Below are 18,800 nucleotides of genomic sequence, written 5' to 3'. Positions count from 1 at the left end.
TTTATCATGAAAAGACTAGATGGAAAAGTTGCAATTATTACAGGTGGAGCACAAGGAATGGGCGCTTCTCATGTGAAACTTTTTGCTGAAGAAGGAGCAAAAGTGGTTTTCACAGATATAAATGAAAAACTGGGAAGTGCATTAGAAACGGAATTAGGGGAAAATGTTAAATTTGTGAAACAAGATGTGACCAATGAATCTGACTGGCAAAATGTTGTAGAAAAAACAGAAGCATCATTTGGTGCAATTGATATTTTAGTAAACAATGCAGGAATTAGTATGAGTAAGTCACTATTAGAAATGACAGAAAGTGAATATCGAAAAATTGTAGATATTAATCAAATTTCTGTTTTCCTTGGAATGAAAGCTGTCGTTCCTGCAATGACAAAAGCTGGGAAAGGTTCTATCGTTAATATTTCTTCTATGAATGGTTTAGTTGGCGGGGCAGTTGGTTACACGGATACAAAATTTGCAGTACGTGGTATCACAAAAGCTGCTGCAATACAATTAGGACATTTAGGCATTCGCGTAAATTCGGTACATCCTGGTGTTATTGAAACTCCGATGGTAACACAAGGAGATGCTGTTGAAGTAATTAAAGAGTTTTCAAAACATATTCCAATGAAAAGGGTAGCAAAGCCTGAAGAGGTATCAAACCTAGTTCTTTATCTAGCTTCTGATGAGTCAAGTTATTCAACTGGTTCTGAATTTGTAATTGATGGCGGATTAACAGCCCAATAAGTAAGATAAAGTACAGTATCAGTTCAACGATGCTGTACTTTTTTCTTTTGTACGATAAAATATAAGGAGAGCGAAAGAGAAAGGAAGAATTTTGTGTCTGAAAAAACAATATTTGATATTTTACACCAGATGGATACATTTACAAATAGCGTGATGATTAAATGGAATAAGATGTTTAATGAAGATTTAGGTGTGTCGAATGTTTTAACGCTAGGCTTTATTAATAACAATAAAAAAGCCCGCCCCTCTGATATTTCGAAAAAATTGGGGTTAACACCTCCAACAGTGACTCATTTAGTAGAGAAATTAGTAAAGAAAGAGTTAGTTGAGCGAGTGCTGGATGATTCCGATCGCCGTATCATTTACTTGGTTATTACAGAAAAAGGAAAAGAAGTATTAAAACGAGCGAATATAGAAGGACAAGTTCTACGTCGGGAAATGTTCTTAAAATTAACTGAGGAAGAAAGAGCGCAATTACTAGCATTATATGAAAAATTGAATTCATGATGCTAAGTTTGTAAAAAATCTATGAAAATAGAAAAATATGTTGGACTTTTAGATGCCTCACACTTTGACAAAATTTCAAGTGTGAGGCATTGATTTATTTAGAACAACTCATCAACTTTAATATGTATTTTCGGTTGTAAATATAAAAGTAGGAAAATAGTAAGAGAAAATTATATGACAACATAATAAACAATCTTAAAAGAATGAACTTTTAATAAAATTTATAAGTATTAGATTTGTTAAAAGCCTCTTTATATCAGGAATATAAGTTAGTTCTGATTTCGAAGCAGACTTTTATCCTATTAATCATTTTAAATAAATATGAATTTTTTCTAAATTCTACATGTTTTTAGTCGATATATAAGTATAATGACTTATCCGAGGGGGTCTATCGGACTATAATATGAGTGATAGGAGAGCTTGAAGAAATGAACAAACTGTTTAGGGGGAAAAGCTTAATTGTAAGTATTTCAATTATGCTATCTATTTTATTAATTGCAATTATCGGAGTTATTTCAGTTACGATGTATAATGCTACAAAAGATGAAGTTTATCGTCAGTTTTTACATGTAGGTGAAAAATTAGCAGACGCAGCGAGAGCGACATCGTCTTTAATACAGGAAACAGCCCCTGCAATGCAAGTGGGTCAAATGCCACCAAAAGAACAAATGGACACTTTAAGAACTGTAGTGAATAGTGCATCAGATGAAAAGTTGGCAGTGAATACTTTCTACTTATTGCCAGAATATGAAGAAGCAAATGGAACTAATATTTTCAAATATTTACAAACAAGTGACTCCATGTATGAGATGGGATTTTATGGAGGAAGTACATATGAAGATAATGGAGCGTTCAGTGAAGTATTTAAAAACACTGTTAATAAAGGTGAAAGCGGTATAACCGATGTATATGAAGATGAACATAATAGCTGGCTTACATATTTGGGACCGATTTATGATGAGGATGAAAATGTGATTGCTGTATATGGAATAGATTTTAAGTATGACACAGTAAAGGAACGTTTAAATGGGCTTATTACAAAAATATCTGTAATAGGTATTGCAGCAGTACTGTTAAGCCTGTTACTGATTGTCTTTTTACTGAGAATGTCATTAAAACCATTAAAAGTACTTGCGGAAAAATCAGAAGAAGCAGCGGCCGGTGATTTTACAGTTCAAGTTCCTATTCGATCAAAAAATGAGATTGGACAGGTATCAAGTGCATTTAATGAAATGATTATGAATTTAAGAACGCTTGCGGCACAAATTATGCAAACATCAAGTAATGTAACAAATTCATCAACACAATTAAGAGAAACAGCAAGTCAAAATGTACAGGTGACAAATGAAATAGCTGAGGCGATTACTGAGGTTGCAAGCGGTGCAGAATCACAACAAGTAAGTGCGGATGAAAGCCAGCAAGCGATGACAGAAATGGCCATTGGAATCCAAAAAGTGACGGAATCCTCCATGGTCGTTAGTGAGCTAGCTATAGATACAGCAGATTTAGCCCAGTCTGGTGAAGGAGTAATGGAAAAAACAGAGCAACAAATGCATACAATTGAAGGACATGTTCAGCAAGCGACAGTTGCTATGCGCGAATTAAATAATTCTAGTGAGCAAATTGGAACAATACTAGCACATATCGCAGAAATTGCGAACCAAACAAATTTACTAGCGTTAAATGCTTCCATTGAAGCAGCACGTGCAGGAGAGCATGGAAAAGGTTTTGCTGTTGTTGCACAAGAAATTCGTAAATTAGCAGAACGCTCCCAAGAATCATCAGAGGAAATCACAACAATTTTACGAGAAATAAGCGAACGTTCAGATATGGTTTCTCAGTCATTAGAAAGCTCAGCAAATGAAGTTCGTGAAGGTACAACCTTAGCAAATAAATCAGGAGAATCATTCCGCGCCATTTTGAAATCGATTCAAGAGGTTTCCAATCAAGTGCAGGATGTCTCTGCTGCAACAGAGCAAATGTCAGCAAGTAGTGAAGAAATAGCGGCTTCCTTAGAAGAATTAAATAGTACAGCAGTAGAAGCTTCATCAAATTCTCAAAATGTGGCCGCCGCATCAGAGGAGCAGCTTGCTTCTATGGAAGAAGTATCAAATGCAGCTGAACATTTAAGTGAACTTGCAGAAGAATTAAACCAAGCGGTAAATCGTTTTAAAGTGTGATGAATGATAATGGTTGGAGGAAAAACAATGAACCATCCAGTTTTAGATACTACTTCACAAAATCTGTGGAGAAAAATTGTAAAAGAAATCTCGCTAAGAATCCCAAAATCTTCCTTCAACACCTGGATTGCACCTGCAGTTGGTGAACTAAAAGAAGAAAACATATTGGTGATTACAGCAGATAGTGCATTTTCTCGTGATTGGTTAGAAGGGAAATATAAACTTTTGTTTTATGATGTTTTGTTGGGATTAACAGGGGTTAAATTTGAAATAGAAATTATTTATGATGTGCAGGAAACTTCTTATGTAGAAAGCAATATAGATAAAGAAGAAGCTCTAGCTTACATGCTACTGGCGAGTAAGCAGGTGGATTTATCTACTGATCAGACAAAGGAACTTTATCTGACTATGCTCTCTCTATTCCAAACACACACACCTTTAGAAGCTAAGCTAGAAGCAAATAAACTAAATTGATAAAGCACATCGAATCATTTGCAATTAAATAAAATAACAGTTAATTTAAGAATACAATCCAAGTCAAAGAAGTTCGCTTCTGATGCTTGGATTGTTTTATTTATATTGAACGTAAGCGAAGGAGAGAGCGTGTTGGAGCAAATAAAAAATTTTTTCATCAGACATTTCGACACATTTGAAAACATAGGGTGGACTATTGTAAAAATAATTCTCTTATTTGTTGTTATTCGATTTGCAGTTGTACTGCTCAACAAATTAATTAGGCATTTTCTACATTCTCAAGGGAAAATTGATGAACGAAGACAAAATGCATTAGCGAAATTATTGTCGAATATGATTCGATTCATTGCCTATTTCATTTTAATATTAACTATTTTACCGATGTTTGGAATAAATATTGCAGCATTATTAGCGGGTGCTGGTGTTGTTGGAATTGCAATTGGTTTTGGTGCACAAAATCTCTTGAAAGATTTCTTTAATGGTTTTTTTATTTTATTGGAAGATCAATATGGTGTAGATGATCATGTTGTTATTAATGGAGAGTGGGGGCAAGTACGAGATGTAAGTCTTCGTTTGACAGTTTTACAAAATTGGACTGGTGAAATGAAGTATATCCCTAATGGACAAATTACACAGGTGATTAACTATTCACAGGAAAATTCGATTGCAGACGTTATGATTGAGGTAGGTTATAACACAGACACAGATCTAGCAATTGACATTATTCATCGAGTGGCTTTAAGAGTAGCAGCAGAAGATGAAAATGTGGTAGGAGAAATTGGTATGATGGGTGTAAATTCTTTAAATCCATCGAGCTATACTATAAGGCTATATGTAGAGTGTTTGCCGTATACACATTGGGGTGTTATTAGACAAATTAAGCATGAAGCTCAGAAGGAATTTGTGAAGAATGGTATTGATTTACCTATTCAGAAGGTTTCTTATATGCCAGAGAAAGAAGAAAATATTTAATGTTTAGAGACAGAATGCAGCTTTTGATAGCATTTTGTCTCTTTTAAATGAGATTTAAGAGGAATAAGAAAACTTCGATATAAATAAACAGAAAATTTCAAATAACATTGACATATCAGAATAATTTGTGTTTAAATTGTTTTATCCTGTCGACTGTATGTCGCTATGCAGTCTACTTGTTAATAATTGTAATAGCTACTCCGAAGCAGCTTGCAGCTATTTATCCTAAAGAAGTGATAGAATCTGTTGATGATTCTGGGAATATTACAGAGTTTATTGGTACAGGTCCTTATCAATTTGAGGAATGGAGACAAGATCAATATATTCATTTTTCTAAATTTGATGATTATGTCAGTGTGAGTGATCCTGCTGACGGAATGCCAGGAAGTAAAAACCCCCATGTAGAAAATTTATATTTTGATATCGTATCAGATGCATCAACGAGACAAACTGGGATAACTACAGAAATGTATGATATTGCGATGAATATATCACTAGAGCATTATAGCCAAGTACAAGAAGATGCTAATTTAAATGTTGACACTGATGAGCGAACATATGCAATATTAAATTTTAATAAAAAACAAGGTCCTCTAACAGATGAGAAAATTAGGCAAGCAATAGCAGCTGGTTTGGATTTAGATAGTATTATGTACGGAGCGTTTGGTGATGAAGATTTATACAGTATTTATTCAGGTTTTATGAAACAAGATCAACAAATGTATTCCACAGTTGGAAAAGAAAATTATAATCAAAAGAATGAAGAGAGAGCTCGGGAACTCCTAGAAGAAGCGGGTTACAATAATGAAGAAATCGTGCTAATGGCTTCACGTGACTATGACTATTATTATCAAGCGGCAACCATTATTTTAGAACAACTACAAAATATTGGTTTAAATGTGAAGTTGGAAATTTATGATTGGCCAACATTTTTAGATTTAGAGAATGATCCAGATAGCTGGCATATGGAAGTAACCGGGTATACTACTTGGATTACTCCAGCAGAAAACATCATTTTCAATGAAGGTTCACCTGGATGGACTAAAGATCCTTCTTTAGATACTATTATTAGTAATATAAAAGGTGCTGTATCTGATGATGAATTACAAAAATATTATGATGAGTTGCATGAAATCTTATTAATTGATTATGTAGCTGGTATTAAGCTTGGTAATTTTAAAGATATTTATGCAATAAACAATAAAATTTCGAACTTCTATACATTTGAAGGAATGATTTTATGGAATATCGGAATGGAAGACTAAAATATAATTAATCGTAATAGTTTAAAGTCTGGAACTCAATCGTTTCAGGCTTTAGATTTGTAATGATCCGATAAAAGAGGGAGTGTAAAGGGGAAATGAGAGTCCTAACTTTGAACGGCAATGCGAAAGAGATAGGAAAACAACATGGTGAAAAAGGAAACAAGAGATTTTACGATGCATAACAAATTATGAGCAACTATTTTATGGATTTCAAAATATTAATTGGAAAGCTGTAAGAGAACAAGCAAAGTTACATATTCCTGCTATTGAAGCTTATGATGAAACTCTCCTAGAAGAAATGCATGGAGTTGCAAAAGGAGCAGGAGTAGATTTTGAAGATATCCTTGCCTTAAATGCAAGAAGTGAAATTGCACTTACTGGAAATGAAAGTACATCCTTTGCAGACGGATGTACAAGTATCGGAACTGCATCACCTTTAACGGTAGATACAATTATTGAAGAAAATTGGGATTGGAAAGAAGAACAAAAAGAAAATTTACTTTTGCTTAAAATAGAAAGAGAAGATAAACCAAATATTATGATGGATACAGAAGCAGGTATAATTGGAAAAATCGGTTTTAATAACCATGGTGTAGGTGTTTGCTTAAATGCTTTAATGACAAATAAAAAAACAGATGGGGTATCAATTCATTTAGGGCTTCGAGGAGTTCTAGATTCTATTTCCATACAAGAAGCTATAAAGAAAGTGCATAATGGACAAATAGCTTCTACTGCTAATTTTCTGATAGGATGTAGCCAAGGTGAACCTAAAGGAATGATACTTCAAACAGAGGTTTCTCCCTTTGGTATTGCTTATATAAATGAAATAAATAGCTATGGCGTACATACTAATCATATATGTTCTGCAGAACTAAAACAGCATCTCGAAGATCAAAACATTTTAAGGTATAGTGATTCAATGATTCGCTTAAGGCGTGCTGAGCAAATGGTAGAGAAATCTATTTATGATAAAGAAGAAATAACAATAGAAACATATAAACGTTGGTTTGCAGATGATTTTAATAAGCCAGGCTCTATTAATCGATATTTAAATAAAACAGCTCCTCGTCACCAACAAACAATTACAGTTTTTTCTGTTGTTATGAATCTAACAAAGTAGAAAATGCATCTATATGATGATGTGCTTAGAAATAACCTTATCAAATAAAAGTAAGGAATGATTCACAATTAACGTTTGTGGGCTTATACTTATATAACTAGAGTTAAGTTACGAGCATTCAAATATGGTAATGGACTGAAGACCAAAAACTTTATTAAATCATTAAAAGCACATGCATATGAGAAAAGTAGGCATTTAATGGATTTTCATATTGCCGGATTTGCTTATTACGATGGACTAGATGTAATTGATGAGTTCACATTGGGTAAACCAGTAGAGTTACTTTCAGAAGCCGATAACCTGTGTGATCCAGAAGCAGTTGCTATTTATTATCAAACAAGAAAAATAGGTTATGACCGAAAGACAAGAATGCACTATTAAGCAAATTGCTTTACTTTGGACAAGAAAATATTTTAGAAGCAAGAATTCAATATGCTAATAAAGAAACACATCCGGAGTGACAATTTCGTAATAAAAATAAAAGATAACCGTGAATAAATATAGATAGAGAGGAAAGCACTAACATGAATCCAATTGAAAATGTACTTAATTCTTTCCCTGTAATGATTCTTGACGGGGCAATGGCTACAGAGCTTGAAAAATATGAATGTGATCTGAATGATAGTTTATGGTCAGCAAAAGTGTTGATTGAAAACCCAGAATTAATTAAGAAGGTACATCTTGATTATTTTGAAGCGGGTGCAGATTGTGCAATGACAGCAAGCTATCAGGCAACCATTGCAGGTTTTATGTCTCGCGGTTTGAGTAAAGAAGAGGCTGAAGAATTGATTGGAAAGTCCGTTCAAATTGCAGCAGAAGCTCGAGATGAGTTTTGGGCAGATGAGAAAAATCATGTGAATCGTCCGAAGCCACTTGTGGCTGGATCCATTGGTCCTTATGGTGCTTTTCTTGCAGATGGTTCGGAGTATACAGGAGATTATGATTTAACTGAAGAACAGTTAATGGATTTTCATAGAGATCGAATGAAAATCTTAGTTGAAGCAGGTGCAGATATCTTAGTGTGTGAAACAATCCCTTGCTTGAAGGAAGCAAAAGCTATTGCAAGATTGTTAAAAGAATTCCCGACAGTATATGCATTGCTTAGTTTTAGTGCAAAAGATGAATTACATATAAGTGATGGTGAAAAAATTGCAGACTGTATGACGTGGCTTAATGATCAGGATCAAGTAGCATCTATTGGAGTTAACTGTACAGCGCTAGAATATATTCCATCATTAATTGCTGAAATGAAGCGTCACACAAATAAGCCAATATCAGTCTATCCAAATTCAGGTGAGAAGTATAATCCGGATGATAAGACATGGGAATCTGGCTCTATTAAAATGGATTACAAACAACTTTCCAAGCAATGGTTCGGTCTAGGAGCTACTTTAATAGGTGGATGTTGTCGTACTAGCCCAGCACATATCAAAGAGGTTGCAAGCTGGGTGAGAGAAGAGAAATAATAATTTGGATTGAAATAACCTAGTATTCAAAATGCAGTGAGTTAGGGTATTTCATTTTATAGAGAGGATGGGTACAAATTGAAAATAAGTAAAGATAACGCAGAACACTACTTATGGGGAAATCAGTGTGATGGTTGGCATTTAGTGAAAAATAAAGAATTAAGTATCATACATGAACGAATGCCAGCTCATACTACGGAAGTTAGACATTATCATAATCGCGCACGTCAATTTTTCTTTATTCTATCAGGTACTGCAACAATGGAAATGGAAGGAGAATATATTACTTTACATGCCAAGGAAGGGGTAGAAATACCTCCACTTATCCCACATCAGATGATGAATAAATCTGATGAAGAGGTAGAATTTTTAGTAGTGTCTCAGCCTAATAGTAGAGGTGATAGAATATTAACAGAAGAATAATCGCTTCATGACAGCTATTTAAGGCTATATCACAGATAAATTTTAATAATTAAATATACTTATTTACGAGGATAGGCACGTATACGGAAGAATAACTAAGTATAGTCATGGCTATCTAGCTTAATAATGTTTTACCCCTGAATAACCGCTTATTATCCGGCTTTTCCCACTTTGTTTAGTGTGCCGAAACAATATATAGTGGTATAAGTGAGGAAAAAATGATGATTCATTGTTATGAGGAGTTTTTTTATCTAGAAGAAGAGAGCGTTTACAAATGGTTACCATAGATTAAATAAATTAGGTTGCCAGGTATAAATATGCTCAAACATCATTTTGCTAGTACATAATAAGACAAAAGGGGAATTTATCGAATGAAGCGAAATTTATTGTTAATAACGATACTTACAGCTATGCTATTTATCGTTGCAGCTTGTGGGTCAGATTCATCTTCAGGTAACAATGATTCTGATGCAAGTGGTGAAAATAGTGGGGGTACATTAAACATTGCGATTGATGGAGCTCCGCCATCACTAGATCAGCCAGCAGTTTCAGCTACGGCTACACGTGATGCAGCGAGACCAATTTTTGAAAGTTTAGTAGTTACAGATTCCAAATTTAATCCGCAACCAATGTTAGCAGAGTCTATTGATACAGAAGATAATAAGACATATACATTCCATTTAAGAGAAGGAATTAAGTTCCATAACGGAGAAGAAATGACAGCAGAGGATGTTGTTGCTTCAATGGAACGTTGGATGGAAAAATCCTCTGTTACAGGAAATATCTTTGAAGATGCAACATGGACAGCAGAAGATGATTATACAGTTGTACTTGAATTGGAAGAAGCATCTGCACTTGTATTAGATACTATTGCATCTTCTAAACAAGCGGCAGGTATTATGCCAAAAGAGATTGTCGAATCTGCTCCAGCAGAAGGAGTACAAGAATATATTGGAACAGGTCCTTTTAAATTTGCGGAATGGAGACAAGACCAGTATATTCGTTATGAAAAATTTGAAGATTACCAACCTGTTTCTGGTGAACCAGATGGTTTAGCAGGAAAAAAAGAAGCATTAGTAGATGAAATCTATCTACACATTGTTACAGATCCTACAACTAGATTAACAGGATTACAAACAGGTGAATATGATATAGTCCATGGTTTACCATATGATATGTATAATGATTTTAAAGAAGATCCAAATATTGAAACGATTATGGCTAAAGAAGGAAATCAAGTGTTAATCATGAATAATGTTGAAGGGCTTTCTTCTGACATAAAAATGAGACAAGCTATCAATGTTGGATTAAATCATGAAGATATTTTAATGGCTGCTTTCCCAAATGAGGATCTATTCACAATTGATTCAAGTTATATGGATAGAGAAATTGAAACATGGGCAAGTGATGCAGGAAGTGAATATTATAATCAGAATGATCCAGAAAAAGCTAAAGAAATGTTAGATGAAATGGGTTATGCTGGGGAAGAATTTACTATTCTAACAACACGTGATTATATTGAATTTTACAATGCTGGAATTGCAATTCAAGAACAATTAAAACAAATGGGAATTAATGCACAACTAGAGGTGTATGATTGGCCAACAATGGTTGATAAAATTGAGAATAATCAAGATGAATGGGATGCTGTCGTAAACTCATTCTCTGTTGTGAGTACACCACCGCAGTTACTTGCGTTAAGTGATAGCTATGCTGGTGGAGTGAATGATGATAAAGTAGGGGAAATGATGAAACAAATCGAAGTTGCTCCTACTACTGAAGAAGCAAAAGCAATTTGGGATGAATTACAGCTTTATGCTTGGGAAGAACTTCTACCTGTTATTCAAAACGGTGTTTACCATTACCTATATGGATATGGCACAAATGTAGAAGGGCTTACTACAACTTCAGGTCCAGTTTATTGGAATGTAAGTGTTACAGAATAATTTAAGCAAGAGATAAATAGAGTAGTATAAGGCCAATAACCAGGTTTTATGCTACTTTTTTATTTATGTAATGTTTGTTTTCGTATTAAATTTTTGAAAATAGTGATTATTAATTACTGAAAAACATGATAAAATAAGAGTACATTAATTTTCTTAGTTTAATAGTAAGATATTCCTTCGCTTAGAAATTCTAGGGATAATGTAAAAGTAAATATTAGCTTGATCGCTATAACTATCCTATAATAGGAGAGTAGACTAAATGATCAGTGCCCTGTTGCAATACTTAAATGAATGAAGATTAAATTTGTATCAAACCTATCTATACCAACCATCTTATACGTTAGTATGCCCTATGCATCGAAAGCTCACATTGAAAAATTGCTTTAACCCACTTTTTTCTATGTAGTTACTATCCTAATCTTTTGTTTAAAAAAGATTATTAGTTAAATTACCATATGATATTTTTCCAGGAAATTTTTATTTTAATTAGCAGAAAACTCACACATCTATCTGTGAAGAGTGAAGCTACATTTTTTCTGTTCAGTGGGAGGAAACACCTGTTTACTGAACAAAGATAAAGCTTTTGGCGGATATCGCAGATTTCATAACCTACAGGAAATAGGTTATTTTTTATCAAGAAGATTTTAAAAAATCAGAGAGTAATCATACCAAAGCATTATTGACAACATAAAGTTTTCTTTATGTTTTTGTTCGATTCTTATTGAAAGGATTGGTTTTTTTGAATATATTAGGTGCTAAACTAAAAGAGGTAGTATTTGCTGTTCTACCAATCACAATTATTGTATTCATTTTGAATTATACAATCATACATCTGGAAACATCCTTAATGATCCAATTTGCTATAGGGGCAATATTTATAATTGTTGGACTAACAATATTTTTATTTGGTGTAGATTTGGGAGTAACCCCAATAGGTGAATCGATGGGGAAAGCGATTGTTAAACCAAATAAAATGTGGGTTATCATTGTTGTTGGAATTTTACTTGGATTCTTTATTTCAATTGCGGAGCCGGATTTACATATTTTAGCAGGTCAAGTTGATCTAGTAACATCAGGTTTGATTACAAAGCTTAGTATTGTTGTAGTTGTTTCAATCGGTATTGGGGTACTGATTTCAACAGGGCTTGTTCGAATTGTGTATAATATTCCTATACATAAAATGCTTATTGTTATTTATGGAATTATCTTTATTCTTGCACTTTTTACATCTTCTGAATTTCTTGCGATTTCATTTGATGCTTCCGGAGCAACAACTGGTGCACTAACGGTGCCATTTATCTTAGCACTTGCTCTTGGCGTTTCCTCTATGAAGAAGAATAGTATAGCTTCTGAAGAGGATAGTTTTGGTCTAGTAGCGATTGCATCAGCAGGTGCAATTATTGCAGTTATGATTATGAATATTGTTAAAGGTACAGAAGAAATGTCAGGTAGCTTGGAAACAAGAACAGCAGATACATCTTCTATATTTGGACCATTTTTACACGAAATTCCAATAATATCTGGAGAAATTGTTATTGCGTTGTTACCAATTATTATTATGTTCCTCATTTTTCAGAAATTTAGCTTCAAGATGTCAAAAAGGGGAGTAAGAAAAATTTTAGAAGGACTCTTATTTACATTTATTGGACTAGTATTATTTTTAGTAGGTGTAAATGCTGGATTTATGGATGTAGGTGCTTCAGTAGGGTATAGTATTGCTTCTTTAGACAATAAAGCGTATCTTATTATTATAGCCTTTATTTTAGGGCTAGTAACTATTTTAGCAGAGCCAGCTGTATATGTATTGACCAATCAAATTGAAGAAGTGACGAGTGGTTATGTGAAGCGTAGTGTTGTTATGCTATCCTTATCTATCGGGGTAGGAGTTGCTATTGCTTTATCCGTACTTCGCATAATCGTACCAGAGCTACAATTATGGCATTATTTATTGCCTGGTTATGCAATTGCTCTTGCTATGACATTCTTTGTTGGAAAATTATTTGTTGGAATTGCATTTGATTCTGGGGGTGTTGCGTCAGGTCCAATGACTGCTACGTTTATATTAGCGTTTGTCCAGGGTGCAGCAGAATCAGTTGAAGGAGCAAATGTTATTGTGGATGGATTTGGAATGATCGCCATGGTTGCTCTGACTCCTTTAATTGCTTTACAAGTCTTAGGATTAATATTTAAGTTGAAGTCTAAAAAGGGAAGGATGGCAAGAGATGTTCAGTAGCTCTGATGCTAATGATAAAGAATATGAACGTATTTGTATTATTGTCAACTATGGATTAGGCAGTAAGATTATACAGAAAGCAAGGAGTTGTGGGGTCTCTGGCGGTACAGTATTACTAGGTAAAGGTACTGTCAAAAGTCGACTTTTGGAATTTTTAGCGATAGATGAAGTGAGAAAAGAAGTTGTTTTCATGGTTGCTGATAAAGAAACAGCACGAAAAGCTATTGGAGAGCTAGATAAAAAGTTTAAGTTTTCCAAGCCTAATCATGGAATAGCTTTTACTACATCCGTAGGTTATATTATTGGTGCTGGAACATATAAAAAAGATGATTATTTAAAAGAAGATAGAGGAGCGGAGCAGATCATGTATCATGTAATTTCAGTGATTGTAGAAAAAGGAAATGCAGAATATGTAATTGATGCAGCGGTCGGAGCAGGTTCAAAAGGTGGAACAATCTTGAATGCAAGAGGTTCAGGAATCCATGAAACTAGTAAGCTCTTTGCTATGGAAATTGAACCTGAGAAAGAAATGGTCCTGATTTTATCTGAAAAAGAAACAACAGAAGCTATTGCTAGAGCAATCAAGAAGAAGCTGAAAATTGATGAGCCTGGTAATGGAATTATATTTATCCAAGATGTTCATGCCACATACGGATTATATAAATAAACATAGAAAAAACTCCTTGTTTTTTTAATCAAGGAGTTTTTTCTATGCGGTTCAATCTAATTCTGCTTCCATAAATGGTTGAAGTAATTCTCGAACAGCATCAGTAGAGTTAGTATTCATCAATTGATTTCTTAATTCACTTGCACCTCTGAATCCACGAACATATATTTTAAAGAATCGATGTAAGGTTTTAAATGGGCGTGCTTCTAATTCACTCGCATGCTTGTCGTGGAGATCCAGCTGTAAATGTAATAGCTCAAGAAATTCTTTTGGACTATGTTCTTTCGGCTCTTTTTCAAAAGCAAATGGATTTGTGAAAACACCGCGACCAATCATTACACCATCAACACCGTGCTCTTCTACTAATTTTAATCCTGTAGCGCGATCTGGAATATCTCCATTGATAGTTAATAAAGTTTGTGGAGCAATTTCATCACGTAGTTTTTTAATTTCTGGGATTAACTCCCAATGTGCATCTACTTTACTCATTTCTTTTCGTGTACGAAGATGGATAGATAGATTGGCAATATCTTGCTTGAAAATATGTGTTAACCAATCACGCCATTCATCTATTTTGATATAGCCAAGTCGTGTTTTTACACTCACTGGTAGTCCGCCAGCTTTTGCTGCTTGAATAATTTCTGCGGCTACTTCAGGATGACGAATAAGTCCAGCACCTCTGCCTTTAGCAGCGACATTTTGTACGGGGCAGCCCATGTTAATGTCAACGCCACGAAAACCAAGCTCTCTCATCCCGATACTCATCTGTTTGAAGTATTCTGGATTATCTCCCCAAATATGTGCTACAATTGGTTGCTCGTCCTCTGTAAAAGTTAATCGTCCACGTACACTTTCTGTTCCATCAGGATGACAATAGCTTGTTGTATTTGCAAATTCGGTAAAAAATACATCTGGCCGACCTGCTTTACTAATCACATGACGAAACACAACATCTGTAACATCTTCCATTGGTGCTAATATAAAAAACGGCCGAGGTAAATCAAGCCAAAAATTATTATTACTCATTCTTACTTATTCCTCTCTAAAAAAAGCATTTTATCTATAGATTATTATTAGAGAAACTAGCAATAAGCTAAGTTTTCTACTAAAAGATGATACCATATTTTTTAGATTAGGCGTATCAATTCGCTTGCTTTTTATAGAGAAATAAAAAGTAGTACAAATCAATTTTCGATTTGTACTACATTTTTTTAGTTTATTTATTCATTTAAAGATACATTCCAAATGATTGGACCAGCAACATGCTGATAACCATCTATTTCTTTTTTCATAGAAACAATGGTTGTTTGGTCACCAGTTTTAATGGCTGGCAAATAGTCCCACACCGCTTCATGTAATTGGTCCTTGTAACCTTCAGCTTCTTCTTGTGTTGCTGCATGTAAAATTTTATCTTTGAGCTCATCAATTTCTTCACTATCGATCCAACCATACCATTCTGGATTTAAGAAGTGGTACATAATTGGCATTGGACGGAAGGCGAATGAGGTGGAATATAAATCCCATCCTGAAGGATCATCTAAGCGTTCAGATATGGTTGCAGAATCTGTTACATCTAATTTCACATTCATACCAATTTGTTCTAATTGCTGTTGAACAACAACCATCATATTATACCATTCCATAATATCACGAGTTGTTAAAATGGTAATTTCTTCTCCATTATAGCTTGATTGTTCTAAGAGCTCCTTTGCTAATTCTAAATCATATAATTCATATTCCTCTTTTCCTGCTTCTGTATACCAATTTGTTTGTTCCTCTTTCACGAGCGAGTGATTCTTTTGATAGTATTTTTCATTTCCGTATGTGGCAATTAAAATATCTTCCACATTAACTGCTGCATTAGCTGCTTTACGAACTAGATTATCTGTAAATACGCCTTCTTTTTTATTAAAGAGAATAATCGGAAAACCTGTCGTATATAATTCATTTTTTAAGTTGTCATCTGCTTCTATTAATTCTGCACTATCCTGTGTAATGTTTTTCGCAACATGGTATTCTCCTGTTTGCAATCCAGAAACACGGGTTGATAAATCTTGAACAACATGGAAGTATACATTATCTACATAAGCTTTCTTCTCTCCTGCTAATCCATCCGCAGGCTCTGTCCGTGATTGAAAATCCTCATATCTGGTAAGTTTAATGTATTGATCCTGTTTCCATTCCTCTAATTTATATGGACCAGTACCAACATATTCTTCCACCCATTCTTTACCTGCCTTCTCTACAATTTCTTTAGGCATAATTGCTGGGAACTGAGTTAAATCAGCAATAATATATAAATCTAATGTAGTTGGATTAGGTATATGCGCCACTATTGTATGTTCATCTACTGCCTCATATGTAGTTCCGTTTAAGTAAGTCTGCGCTTGCGAAGACAGTTCTTGCCATCTTTCCATTGATGCAACCACATCTTCTGAGGTAACTTCTTTGCCATTATGAAATTTAATTCCTTGACGTAAATGAAAGGTTATTTCTTTTCCATCATCACTAACTTCATAATCTTCCGCTAACATTGGTTGCACTTCAAATTTTGTATTTAATGTAAGAAGTGGTTCGAATATATGATGTCCAATATCACGAGTATCTAGGCTTGTGTTTGTTGGTGGATCTAGGTTCGGTGGCTGTGCATTAAAGGCGAAATGTAAGTCGCCACCATATTTTGCGTTGTCATCTTTTTCTTCATTCGCATCTTCATTAGGGGTGTTTGCTGTTTCCTTATCGCCACTAGAACAACCTATCAAGGCGATGCTTAGTATAAATAATAATGTGATTAGTGTAAAGTTAACCTTTTTCATTTGTTTCCCCTTTCCGTCCTGTGTTTTTTTCTTACTAAAAGGAATTTTCTTAATAATTAACATATTATAGAATTATTTTGTAAATGTATATATAAATTTGCAATTATGACAGACATAATTACTTTTTACGAGGAAGTTTTATTTTGTGGTATGGATATGTTATATTATGTATATTTTATAACTCCTAATGGGAGAGGATAGGCAGGTGATATAGATGTTTGATACTCTATTATTTCAATTGGCTTTTCTTATTTTTATTGGATTATTTTCTCAGTGGATTGCATGGAGATTTCGAATGCCAGCTATTGTAATTATGAGTGTTGCCGGCTTAATCATTGGTCCATTTACAGGATTGGTGGAGCCGAGTGAGACATTCGGGCCGATCTTTCAAACCGTTATTTCTTTAGCTGTTGCGGTAATTTTGTTTGAAGGTAGCCTTAGTTTAGATTTTCGAGAAATTCGTGATTTTAAACGTTCTATTCTACGGATTTCTACTGTTGGTGCTGCAATCGCATGGATAGCCGGAACAGTTGCAGCACATTATGTGGCTGGATTATCTTGGCCTGTTGCTTTTGTTATTGGGGGCTTATTTGTTGTTACTGGACCTACCGTAATTTTACCGTTGTTACGACAAGCGAAATTAAAAGAACGTCCAGCAGCAGTATTGAAATGGGAAGGGATTGTAGTCGATCCATTTGGAGCGCTTCTCGCATTGTTTGCATATCAAGTAGTGTTGGGAGTCTATCAGCTTGAAGGTGGTACATCGCTAAGTGTATTCTTTATCTCCGCATTATTGGCTGCATTACTTGGTGGGGTAGTAGGTTATTTAATGGGACAAGCATTTGAACGTGGAATCATTCCTGAATTCTTAAAATCATCTATGTTGCTTGCTATGGTTTTAATTGTATTTTCTTTAAGTGACGCAATTATGCATGAAACAGGCTTACTTGCAGTTACTGTAATGGGGCTAGTGATGGGGAATATGCGTCTAAGCAGCCATCATGAATTACTTCATTTTAAGGAAAATATTTCTGTTTTATTAATTTCTACCGTCTTTATTATGTTGACCGCTTCATTAACAACAGATACCTTATTGCAGATTTTAGATTGGCGTATGTTCTTCTTTGTGCTAGCAATGTTATTTATTGTACGGCCATTATCGATTTGGCTTGCAACAATCAATACAAGTTTAACCTGGCAGGAACGAACCCTCATCGGATGGATCGCACCAAGAGGTATTGTCGCCTTGACGGTTTCGGGTTATTTTGCCACTGCGCTTCAGGATGTCGGCTTTCAAAGTGCTGAATTACTAACGGCTCTAACTCTAGCTCTAGTATTTGCAACTGTTATTTCTCATGGATTCAGTATTGAATGGCTTGCCAAAAAATTAGGGCTACAAGCTAGTAACAAAGAAGGAATTATTATTATTGGAGCTTCGCCATTTACCAGTCAGCTAGCTGCTTCCATACAAAAAAATGGCTTTGAAGTATTATTGATGGACCGAAATTGGGAGGATCTAGCTGAAGCAAGGCAAATGGGTGTTCATACGGAAGCGGGAGATATTTTAAGTGAACATACGGAATTTCATGTTGATTTAACACCATATAATCAATTGATTGCTGCAACAAGTCATGATGCATACAATGTTCTTGTTTGTGCAGATTTTGTTCCAAGTCTTGGTAGACAGCATATTTATCAAACAGCTGTTCATGAGGCAGATCCAAAACATTATTCTCCGAAATTTGGTGGTCAAATTTTAATTGGCGAAGGTGCAGATATTCATATGTTAAATGAGCTTATTGCTGAAGGAGCAAGCTTGAAACAAACAAATATCACTGAAATATATACAATTGATGATTACAAAAAAGAAAATCCAAATGTACAAATTATCTATGGAATCACAGAGAGAAAAGAAATAGTATTCCATGCAAATGATGCGTATGAAAAAATTAAAGATGAACCACATCTTGTTGTTGGCTTGATAAAATAA

16 protein-coding genes are annotated in these 18,800 nt (G+C 34.5%); 14 read left to right on the top strand and 2 right to left on the bottom strand.

Annotated elements, in window-relative coordinates; genetic code table 11:
- The first annotated feature begins 6 nt into the window (after positions 1 to 6).
- The 13 genes from AB4Y30_RS13780 (at position 7) to AB4Y30_RS13720 (ending at position 13,994) form a co-directional block, all read left to right on the top strand.
- Positions 7 to 741 carry a glucose 1-dehydrogenase gene (locus tag AB4Y30_RS13780; protein ID WP_368652793.1) on the top strand — a complete coding sequence of 245 codons (735 nt, stop codon included), beginning with the start codon at positions 7 to 9 and terminating at the stop codon, positions 739 to 741.
- Positions 742 to 834: 93 nt separating this feature from the next.
- Positions 835 to 1,248 carry a MarR family winged helix-turn-helix transcriptional regulator gene (locus AB4Y30_RS13775; RefSeq protein ID WP_368652792.1) on the top strand — a complete coding sequence of 138 codons (414 nt, stop codon included), beginning with the start codon at positions 835 to 837 and terminating at the stop codon, positions 1,246 to 1,248.
- 428 nt (positions 1,249 to 1,676) lie between these two features.
- The gene (locus tag AB4Y30_RS13770; RefSeq protein ID WP_368652791.1) at positions 1,677 to 3,428 is read left to right on the top strand and encodes a methyl-accepting chemotaxis protein; all 1,752 of its coding nucleotides are present in this window, start codon (positions 1,677 to 1,679) and stop codon (positions 3,426 to 3,428) included.
- A gap of 27 nt (positions 3,429 to 3,455) precedes the next feature.
- Complete coding sequence (locus AB4Y30_RS13765; RefSeq protein WP_368652790.1) at positions 3,456 to 3,902, top strand: DnaA N-terminal domain-containing protein; 447 nt, start codon at positions 3,456 to 3,458, stop codon at positions 3,900 to 3,902.
- Positions 3,903 to 4,034: 132 nt separating this feature from the next.
- Complete coding sequence (locus AB4Y30_RS13760) at positions 4,035 to 4,874, top strand: mechanosensitive ion channel family protein (RefSeq protein ID WP_368652789.1); 840 nt, start codon at positions 4,035 to 4,037, stop codon at positions 4,872 to 4,874.
- Positions 4,875 to 4,981: 107 nt separating this feature from the next.
- Positions 4,982 to 6,139: an ABC transporter substrate-binding protein gene (locus AB4Y30_RS13755; RefSeq protein ID WP_368652788.1), complete on the top strand. Its 1,158-nt coding sequence runs from the start codon at positions 4,982 to 4,984 to the stop codon at positions 6,137 to 6,139.
- Positions 6,140 to 6,305: 166 nt separating this feature from the next.
- Positions 6,306 to 7,259: a C45 family autoproteolytic acyltransferase/hydolase gene (locus tag AB4Y30_RS13750; RefSeq protein ID WP_368655231.1), complete on the top strand. Its 954-nt coding sequence runs from the start codon at positions 6,306 to 6,308 to the stop codon at positions 7,257 to 7,259.
- A 198-nt stretch (positions 7,260 to 7,457) separates the two neighbouring features.
- A complete protein-coding gene (locus tag AB4Y30_RS13745) occupies positions 7,458 to 7,640 on the top strand; it encodes an HIRAN domain-containing protein (protein ID WP_368652787.1) in 183 nt (60 codons plus the stop codon).
- 143 nt (positions 7,641 to 7,783) lie between these two features.
- Complete coding sequence (mmuM, locus tag AB4Y30_RS13740) at positions 7,784 to 8,725, top strand: homocysteine S-methyltransferase (RefSeq protein WP_368652786.1); 942 nt, start codon at positions 7,784 to 7,786, stop codon at positions 8,723 to 8,725.
- 78 nt (positions 8,726 to 8,803) lie between these two features.
- The gene (locus AB4Y30_RS13735; protein ID WP_368652785.1) at positions 8,804 to 9,148 is read left to right on the top strand and encodes a cupin domain-containing protein; all 345 of its coding nucleotides are present in this window, start codon (positions 8,804 to 8,806) and stop codon (positions 9,146 to 9,148) included.
- A 371-nt stretch (positions 9,149 to 9,519) separates the two neighbouring features.
- On the top strand, positions 9,520 to 11,094 hold the full coding sequence (locus tag AB4Y30_RS13730; protein WP_368652784.1) for an ABC transporter substrate-binding protein: 1,575 nt from the start codon (positions 9,520 to 9,522) through the stop codon (positions 11,092 to 11,094).
- Positions 11,095 to 11,833: 739 nt separating this feature from the next.
- Positions 11,834 to 13,327: a DUF1538 domain-containing protein gene (locus tag AB4Y30_RS13725; RefSeq protein WP_368652783.1), complete on the top strand. Its 1,494-nt coding sequence runs from the start codon at positions 11,834 to 11,836 to the stop codon at positions 13,325 to 13,327.
- On the top strand, positions 13,317 to 13,994 hold the full coding sequence (locus AB4Y30_RS13720; RefSeq protein WP_368652782.1) for a P-II family nitrogen regulator: 678 nt from the start codon (positions 13,317 to 13,319) through the stop codon (positions 13,992 to 13,994). Before AB4Y30_RS13725 ends, AB4Y30_RS13720 begins: the two co-directional genes overlap by 11 nt.
- Positions 13,995 to 14,045: 51 nt before the next feature.
- Here AB4Y30_RS13720 and AB4Y30_RS13715 read toward each other — a convergent pair whose 3' ends face one another.
- Both AB4Y30_RS13715 and AB4Y30_RS13710 read right to left on the bottom strand, forming a co-directional pair.
- On the bottom strand, positions 14,046 to 15,020 hold the full coding sequence (locus AB4Y30_RS13715; RefSeq protein WP_368652781.1) for a tRNA dihydrouridine synthase: 975 nt from the start codon (positions 15,018 to 15,020) through the stop codon (positions 14,046 to 14,048).
- A gap of 194 nt (positions 15,021 to 15,214) precedes the next feature.
- Positions 15,215 to 16,810 (bottom strand): ABC transporter substrate-binding protein, encoded by a 1,596-nt coding sequence (locus AB4Y30_RS13710; protein ID WP_368652780.1) that lies wholly within the window; start codon positions 16,808 to 16,810, stop codon positions 15,215 to 15,217.
- Between the two features lie 214 nt (positions 16,811 to 17,024).
- Between AB4Y30_RS13710 and AB4Y30_RS13705 the strand changes: the two genes are divergently transcribed.
- Positions 17,025 to 18,800 carry a cation:proton antiporter gene (locus AB4Y30_RS13705; RefSeq protein ID WP_368652779.1) on the top strand — a complete coding sequence of 592 codons (1,776 nt, stop codon included), beginning with the start codon at positions 17,025 to 17,027 and terminating at the stop codon, positions 18,798 to 18,800.

It is taken from the genome of Ornithinibacillus sp. 4-3, from assembly GCF_040958695.1.
GTDB lineage: Bacteria > Bacillota > Bacilli > Bacillales > Amphibacillaceae > CALAMD01.
The sequence above is the reverse complement of the archived record's forward strand: the minus strand, read 5'-3'. Positions and strand labels throughout refer to the sequence as shown.